We start from the raw sequence: 693 nt of genomic DNA on the forward strand, positions 1-693 counted from the left end.
GCAACCGGGCCCAGGCTTGATTATCCTGTTCCCAGGCCCTTTCCAGTTCTCTCAGATGATGAGCATTACACAGCGCATGCTGGCAGCTTTTATACTGGTAGTAAGGCTTCCAATGATCATGGCAAAGCACACCTTTGAAGTCAGGCAGGATATCCGCAGCATCCATGGCTTCCTTCCCTCGTTTACGGTGTGAAGAGAAGTACGTCCATTGATCGGTGGAGGCCGAATGCAACCAGTGTCGCTTGCCATCAATATTGATCCCCGTTTCATCGACATGCAAAACGGAACCGGAGCGCAGTGATTGTTTGATCACGGCCTCAGCACCCAGGGCCCGGATCTGTTGTGCAGCCTGCTGATTAAAATTAAACAGGCTTCCCGCACTGACGGGCAAACCGAGCTGCTGTGAAAAATACTCTTCTATTCGTTGATAAGGCAGCAGTTGGTACTGTGACAGATAAACGGCATGGGCTTTAACACCGGGTCCATACTGGACTGAGGATGTGACGCCTTCAGGAAATTCTGCGACAAAGCGTTGCCCTTGTTCGTCTTCAAGTATCTGAGCCTGATATTCCACAACGGTCCGGGTGATATCAATATCAAAGACCTGGCGCTTCTGATAGCCGACTTCTTTGTATTGACCTTCAGGTAGCCGCCTTCGATCAACTCTCAGTATCTCAACTTCGTCAGGGGAGT

The 693-nt window shown here is 50.4% G+C and carries 1 protein-coding gene; it reads right to left on the reverse strand.

The genetic code is table 11. The features are described 5' to 3' along the window. A partial coding sequence (gene tnpC, locus H4O21_RS24030; RefSeq protein WP_182812388.1) for an IS66 family transposase occupies positions 1–693 on the reverse strand: 693 nt, incomplete at both ends.

The sequence above is a fragment of the Oceanospirillum sediminis genome (genome assembly GCF_014164585.1).
GTDB lineage: Bacteria > Pseudomonadota > Gammaproteobacteria > Pseudomonadales > Halomonadaceae > Oceanospirillum > Oceanospirillum sediminis.